This is a genomic window from Agrobacterium sp. MS2 (assembly GCF_003261015.1).
Taxonomy (GTDB): Bacteria; Pseudomonadota; Alphaproteobacteria; order Rhizobiales; family Rhizobiaceae; genus Agrobacterium; species Agrobacterium pusense.
In genome coordinates, this window is the sequence record NZ_QLNF01000028.1 from 39,174 (window position 1) to 45,173 (window position 6,000).

Here is a 6,000-nt window from a genome sequence, read left to right on the forward strand (position 1 = left end):
GTCGTTTTCTCCTGAAAGAACTGACAGCTCGGCATGAGTGCCGTGTCAGCAACAATATGGGTAAGGAACCACCGAATACAATAAGCGCTGGCCTTAGCCCCTGTTGAGTTTGCGTGCGGCTTCGATGGCGAAATAAGTCAGAATGCCGTCGCAACCCGCACGCTTGAAACAGAGAAGCGTTTCCATCATCACCCGCTCGCCGTCGATCCAGCCGTTCATCGCCGCAGCCTTGATCTGGGTATATTCGCCGGAGACCTGATAGGCAAAGGTTGGCAGGCCGAAATTCTCCTTCAGCCGCCAGCAGATGTCGAGATAGGGCAGGCCGGGCTTGACCATCAGCATGTCCGCGCCTTCTTCCACATCGAGCGCCGCGTCGCGGATGGCCTCCATGCCGTTGGCAGGGCTGATGTAATAGCTTGCCTTGTCGCCCTTCAGCAGGCCGGCGGTGGAAATCGCCTCGCGATAGGGGCCGTAATAGCCGGATGAGAACTTTGTCGCATAGGCCATGATCCCGACATTCTGGTGCCCGGCCGCATCAAGGCCGCGGCGGATGGCGCCGATACGGCCGTCCATCATCTCAGAAGGAGAAATAATGTCCGATCCGGCTTCCGCCTGCAGGATCGCCGCCTTGACGACCTGTTCCACGGTCTCATCGTTGACGATCTCGTTGCCGCGCAGAATGCCGTCATGCCCGTGGCTGGTGAATGGGTCGAGCGCCACGTCGGTGATCATGCCAATATTGGGAACGGCTTTCTTGACGGCGGCAGTCGCCTGATTGATGAGGTTATTGGCCTCAAGCGCGTTCGAGCCGGTCTCGTCCCGCAATTCCATCTCGACATTCGGGAAGGTGGCGATTGCCGGAATGCCGAGATCGGCGGCTTCCTTCGCCGCTTCGACCAGTCTGTCGACGCTCATGCGGTTGACGCCAGGCATCGCCGGAATGGGCTCCAGAATATTGCTGCCCGGGACGATGAAGACCGGCCAGATCAGGTCGTCCACAGTGAGGCGGCTTTCCTGTACCAGACGGCGCGTCCAATCCGCCTTGCGATTGCGACGCATGCGGCGATGGCCGGTGATCTCGTCGACCAGGTGGGTTTTGTCCTGCATGTCAGAATGTCCTTCGATCAAATTTGGAAGGCTGCATACCATGAAGCGCGGCGCATGCGAATGCGACAATCTTCCCTCATTGCCGTCCGGCAATGACGATGATGCTTTGACAAGGCAGGCGGCGGAATTCAATATGGGCTGGTCGCCCGTTCGTCGAGACCGTATCTTCCGGCCATGGAACCTGATTCTCAACCTCTGCCGAAGCGCCCGCTCACTGAAATCCTGTTTCTGGTCTTCATGAGGCTGGTCGCGGTTTCGTGTTTCTGGTTCGGGCTGCAATATTGGGCAATGCTGACGGGCTATTCTCTGGGCGGTCACGGCAGGTTCGATATGCTGAACCTGCCCTGGCGTGTGGCCGGCAGCGCGCTTGCCGTCATTTTCCCGGTCGCGGCCCTCGGCCTTTGGCTCGGCGCCTCCTGGGGCGCTGTCATGTGGGTGATGGGCGCGGGCACGCAGATCGCGATGTACAAGGTGTGGCCCCACATCTTCGGCGCCAACACGCTGGTGCCCGTCATGCACGGTCTCGTGGCAACCATTTATATACTATTCCTGGTCGCTTTCTGGCTGGATCAGCGCCAGAATGAAGAACGGGCAAGAATTGATTTACCATAAGAATAAAGCAATTCGGCCTGATTTGCGGCCGAATTTCATATTTAACCCATTGATTTATAACGATCGCCTGTCAGGCATTCCCGCTTCGCCACAAGTTGGGGCCTCCAGGCAAAATGCAGGTAACCATTTGTTAATCGTAGCTTTTAAGTAGAATTTTATGCGCATTGATTAGGTTCTCACTCAAGGCGGGAGACAAACAAACACACCGCCAAACAAAACAGTGAGGCAGTCATGATCAATAGCAAAGTTAAGCCCCAGGCCGTTGTTGCCGATGCACATGAAGATACCATCCGCTCGCTCTACATGGAGTCGCTGCATCTGGTGGAACGTCTCCACCGCCGTCTCCTCGATGTCATCAAGGATGAGTTCGACCGCCAGGGTCGCGATGACGTCAACGCCGTTCAGGCCCTGCTGCTGTTCAACATCGGCAATTCCGAACTGACCGCCGGCGAGCTTCGTTCGCGTGGTTATTATCTCGGCTCGAACGTTTCCTACAACGTCAAGAAGCTGGTCGACCTTGGTCTCATCAACCACCAGCGCTCTCGCGTCGATCGCCGCTCGGTTCGCATCAGCCTGACCGAAAAGGGCCAGGAAATCGCCGAAACGGTTGCCCGCCTTTATGAACGCCACGTCGGCTCGATCGAAAAGGTCGGCGGCATCGGCACCGGCGAGTTCTCCGAAATGAACAAGCTGCTGCAGCGCCTCGATCGCTTCTGGAACGACTCGATCGCTTACCGCCTGTAATACCGCGACGGTTTCACTGTTTAGGCCGGGGGCATTCTTGCTCCCGGCCTGCGGATTCGGCGGCTACATCTCTGCCGTTTCTTCATGTCAAGCCCAACCTGCAAAGCTCGTAGGAACCCTGTTTTGTGGGGCATACACAGCTTCGTGAGAAATGGCCCGTGACACGAATTGGCCATATTGATATGGGACCCGCAAAGCTTGAGGAGCCGGCTGTTTCTCCTGCTGTCGCGGCAAGTCCCGACCGTTCTGCCAGACAATAGCGCCCAGGCGATGGGTGTCGAGTATTCCAGGCCGGCAGGCACGTTGTACGTGTTTGTTAATCATATTGATTTAGGCATTATAGAGAATGCCGAATAGAGTGGCTGGTAGGTAGAATGACAAAGACATCCGTTTCCAATTCCGTATCGCGCCGCACGCTTCTGCGCTCGGCCGTTTCCGCTGGTGTCGCCGCGCTCGCTGCGCCGGCCTTGGCGCAGGACGCGTTTAACGATCTCATGGGTTCCTCGCGCCGCGGCAACTGGGATGACCAGTTCGACGCCAATACGTCGCGTTCGGCTGTGGGCGTCGTTTCCAACAATCCGGTCCTCGGCCGCGAAGCCCCCGTCTATATGCAGCAGGCGATCATGCAATATCAGCAGATCGTGCAGAATGGCGGCTGGCCGGAAGTTCCGGCGTCGCAGCAGCGTCTGCAGATCGGCGTCTCCGATCCCTCCGTTCAGGCACTGCGCCAGCGACTGATGGTATCGGGCGACCTGCCGCGTGAAGCCGGCATTTCCAGCGCCTTCGACTCCTATGTCGATGGCGCGCTGAAGCGTTTCCAGGCCCGTCATGGCCTTCCGGCTGACGGCGTCAGCGGCGAATATACCACCAAGGCTCTCAATGTGTCCGCGCAGATCCGTCTCGCGCAGCTGCAGACCAACCTCGTGCGCATCCAGTCCATGTCCGGCGATCTCGGACAGCGTCACCTGATGGTGAACATTCCGGCCGCCGCCATTGAAGCCGTTGAAAACGAACGCGTCGTGCTGCGCAACACTGCCGTTGTCGGCCGCGCCAGCCGTCCGACGCACGTTATCAATTCGAAGATTTACGAGGTCATCCTCAACCCCTATTGGACCGCACCGCGCTCGATCGTCGAAAAGGACATCGTGCCGCTGATGCAGAAGGACCCGACCTATCTGGAGCGGAACAACATCCGCCTCATCGACGGCAAGGGACAGGAAGTCTCGCCTACCACGGTGGACTGGTTCGCGCCGAAGGCGCCGAACCTGATGTTCCGCCAGGACCCCGGCAAGATCAACGCCATGTCCTCGACGAAGATCAACTTCCACAATCCGAACAACGAATACATGCACGACACGCCGCAGCAGGGCCTGTTCAACAAGCTGATGCGCTTCGAGTCCTCCGGTTGCGTCCGCGTGCAGAACGTGCGCGACCTGACGTCATGGCTGCTGCGCGACACGCCCGGCTGGTCGCGCCAGGAAATGGAACGCGTCATCGCCTCGCGCGTCAACACGCCGATCAAGCTCGCACAGGAAGTGCCCGTCTACTTCGTCTACATCACCGCATGGTCGGCGAAGGACGGCGTGGTTCAGTTCCGCGACGATATCTACGGCAAGGACGGCAATGCCGAACTGGCGCTGAACACGACGGCGGGCATGGAACAGCCGGCCGGTGCCGTGGACGACGATCTGCTGCCGCGCAACTGATCGGGCTTTTGCAATAAGCTTTGAATTGTGAGCGAGGGGAGAGGTGATCGCGGAAACCGGCCAGTCCCTCCGCCGTCATCCTCGGGCTTGTCCCGAGGACCTAATCACCTATCGTAAAATAGAGCATTGCAGATCCTCGGGGCCAGCCCGAGGATGACGCAGGTGCGCGGCTTGGCCGCGCATCATCGCAGCGCCGCCTTTAAGTTTCCGTCGCGCTCTGCTTTTCCTGAAAACAACTGCCACTTTTCGTCGCGACGTCGCAGTTTGACGGGCAAATCTCGCTCTCCGTATTGCTCTTGTTCGGGCAGGGCGCTAAGACGCCATCGCATTACTGTTTCAGGAGCCTTCACCATGTCGAACACAGATGCTTTCTTCTCCAGTCCGCTTGCCGATGTCGATCCGGAAATTTTCGGCGCGATCGAGAAGGAACTGGGCCGCCAGCGCCACGAGATCGAACTGATTGCCTCGGAAAACATCGTTTCCCGTGCCGTGCTCGAAGCACAGGGTTCGATCATGACGAACAAATATGCGGAAGGTTATCCGGGCAAGCGTTATTACGGCGGCTGCCAGTTCGTCGACATTGCTGAAGAACTCGCCATCGAACGCGCCAAGAAGCTGTTCGGCGTCAACTTCGCCAACGTTCAGCCGAATTCCGGCTCGCAGATGAACCAGGCCGTGTTCCTCGCGCTGCTGCAGCCGGGCGACACCTTCATGGGTCTCGATCTGAATTCGGGAGGTCACCTGACGCATGGTTCCCCGGTCAACATGTCCGGCAAGTGGTTCAATGTCGTGTCCTACGGCGTGCGCGAAGGCGATAACCTGCTCGATATGGACGAAGTGGAGCGCAAGGCCAAGGAACATAAGCCGAAGCTCATTCTCGCCGGCGGCACCGCCTATTCGCGCGTCTGGGACTGGAAGCGCTTCCGCGAAATCGCTGACGAAGTCGGCGCTTACCTCATGGTCGACATGGCTCACATCGCCGGTCTCGTGGCTGGTGACCAGCACCCGTCGCCGTTCCCGCACTGCCACGTCGCGACCACGACGACGCACAAGTCCCTGCGCGGCCCGCGTGGCGGCATGATCCTCACCAACGACGAGGATCTGGCGAAGAAGTTCAACTCCGCCGTCTTCCCCGGCCTGCAGGGCGGCCCGCTGATGCACGTCATCGCCGCCAAGGCTGTTGCCTTCGGTGAAGCGCTGAAGCCCGAGTTCAAGGATTATGCCGCACAGGTCGTGAAGAACGCCAAGGCGCTGGCCGAAACCCTGGTTGAAGGCGGTCTTGATGTCGTTTCCGGCGGCACAGACAACCACCTGATGCTGGTCGACCTTCGCAAGAAGAACGCCACCGGCAAGCGTGCGGAGGCAGCACTTGGTCGCGCCTACATCACCTGCAACAAGAACGGCATTCCCTTCGACCCGGAAAAGCCCTTCGTTACCTCTGGTGTCCGTCTCGGCACGCCGGCCGGCACGACGCGCGGTTTCAAGGAAGCGGAATTCCGCGAAATCGGCAAGCTGATCGTTGAGGTTCTCGATGGTTTGAAGGTCGCCAATTCGGATGAAGGCAATGCCTCCGTCGAGGCTGCGGTGCGTGAAAAGGTCGTCGGCCTGACGGACCGTTTCCCGATGTATCCGTACATGTAAGGAAAGAAGACGATGCGCTGCCCATTCTGCGGTTCCGAAGACACACAGGTCAAGGACTCGCGTCCGGCGGAGGACAACACCTCCATCCGGCGGCGGCGCATCTGCCCGGATTGCGGCGGCCGCTTTACGACCTATGAGCGCGTGCAACTGCGCGAGCTGATGGTCATCAAGAAAAGCGGCCGCAAGCTTC

The 6,000-nt window shown here is 59.0% G+C and carries 6 protein-coding genes; 5 read left to right on the forward strand and 1 reads right to left on the reverse strand.

The window, feature by feature from the left end:
- Positions 1 to 93: 93 nt before the first annotated feature.
- Positions 94 to 1,107, reverse strand: coding sequence for a porphobilinogen synthase (hemB, locus tag DOU54_RS12655; protein WP_006700199.1), 1,014 nt, complete (start codon positions 1,105 to 1,107; stop codon positions 94 to 96).
- A 174-nt stretch (positions 1,108 to 1,281) separates the two neighbouring features.
- Here hemB and DOU54_RS12660 point away from each other — a divergent pair, with 174 nt between their 5' ends.
- The 5 genes from DOU54_RS12660 to DOU54_RS28020 all read left to right on the forward strand — a co-directional run.
- Positions 1,282 to 1,719 (forward strand): DUF6163 family protein, encoded by a 438-nt coding sequence (locus DOU54_RS12660; protein WP_006700200.1) that lies wholly within the window; start codon positions 1,282 to 1,284, stop codon positions 1,717 to 1,719.
- A gap of 234 nt (positions 1,720 to 1,953) precedes the next feature.
- Positions 1,954 to 2,463: a transcriptional regulator LdtR gene (gene ldtR, locus DOU54_RS12665; protein WP_026363448.1), complete on the forward strand. Its 510-nt coding sequence runs from the start codon at positions 1,954 to 1,956 to the stop codon at positions 2,461 to 2,463.
- 374 nt (positions 2,464 to 2,837) lie between these two features.
- Positions 2,838 to 4,169 (forward strand): L,D-transpeptidase family protein, encoded by a 1,332-nt coding sequence (locus DOU54_RS12675; protein WP_006700203.1) that lies wholly within the window; start codon positions 2,838 to 2,840, stop codon positions 4,167 to 4,169.
- 351 nt (positions 4,170 to 4,520) lie between these two features.
- Positions 4,521 to 5,810, forward strand: a complete 1,290-nt coding sequence (gene glyA, locus DOU54_RS12680) for a serine hydroxymethyltransferase (protein ID WP_004441171.1) — start codon at positions 4,521 to 4,523, stop codon at positions 5,808 to 5,810.
- 12 nt (positions 5,811 to 5,822) lie between these two features.
- Positions 5,823 to 6,000 (forward strand): NrdR family transcriptional regulator (locus DOU54_RS28020; protein ID WP_502695966.1); only part of this gene is annotated, 178 nt, incomplete at its 3' end.

Excerpts from the sequence above, each read along its gene's own strand:
- hemB (WP_006700199.1), bottom strand. The coding sequence starts at position 1,107 with ATGCAGGACAAAACCCACCTGGTCGACGAGATCACCGGCCATCGCCGC.
- DOU54_RS12660 (WP_006700200.1), top strand. The coding sequence starts at position 1,282 with ATGGAACCTGATTCTCAACCTCTGCCGAAGCGCCCGCTCACTGAAATC.
- DOU54_RS12675 (WP_006700203.1), top strand. The coding sequence starts at position 2,838 with ATGACAAAGACATCCGTTTCCAATTCCGTATCGCGCCGCACGCTTCTG.
- glyA (WP_004441171.1), top strand. The coding sequence starts at position 4,521 with ATGTCGAACACAGATGCTTTCTTCTCCAGTCCGCTTGCCGATGTCGAT.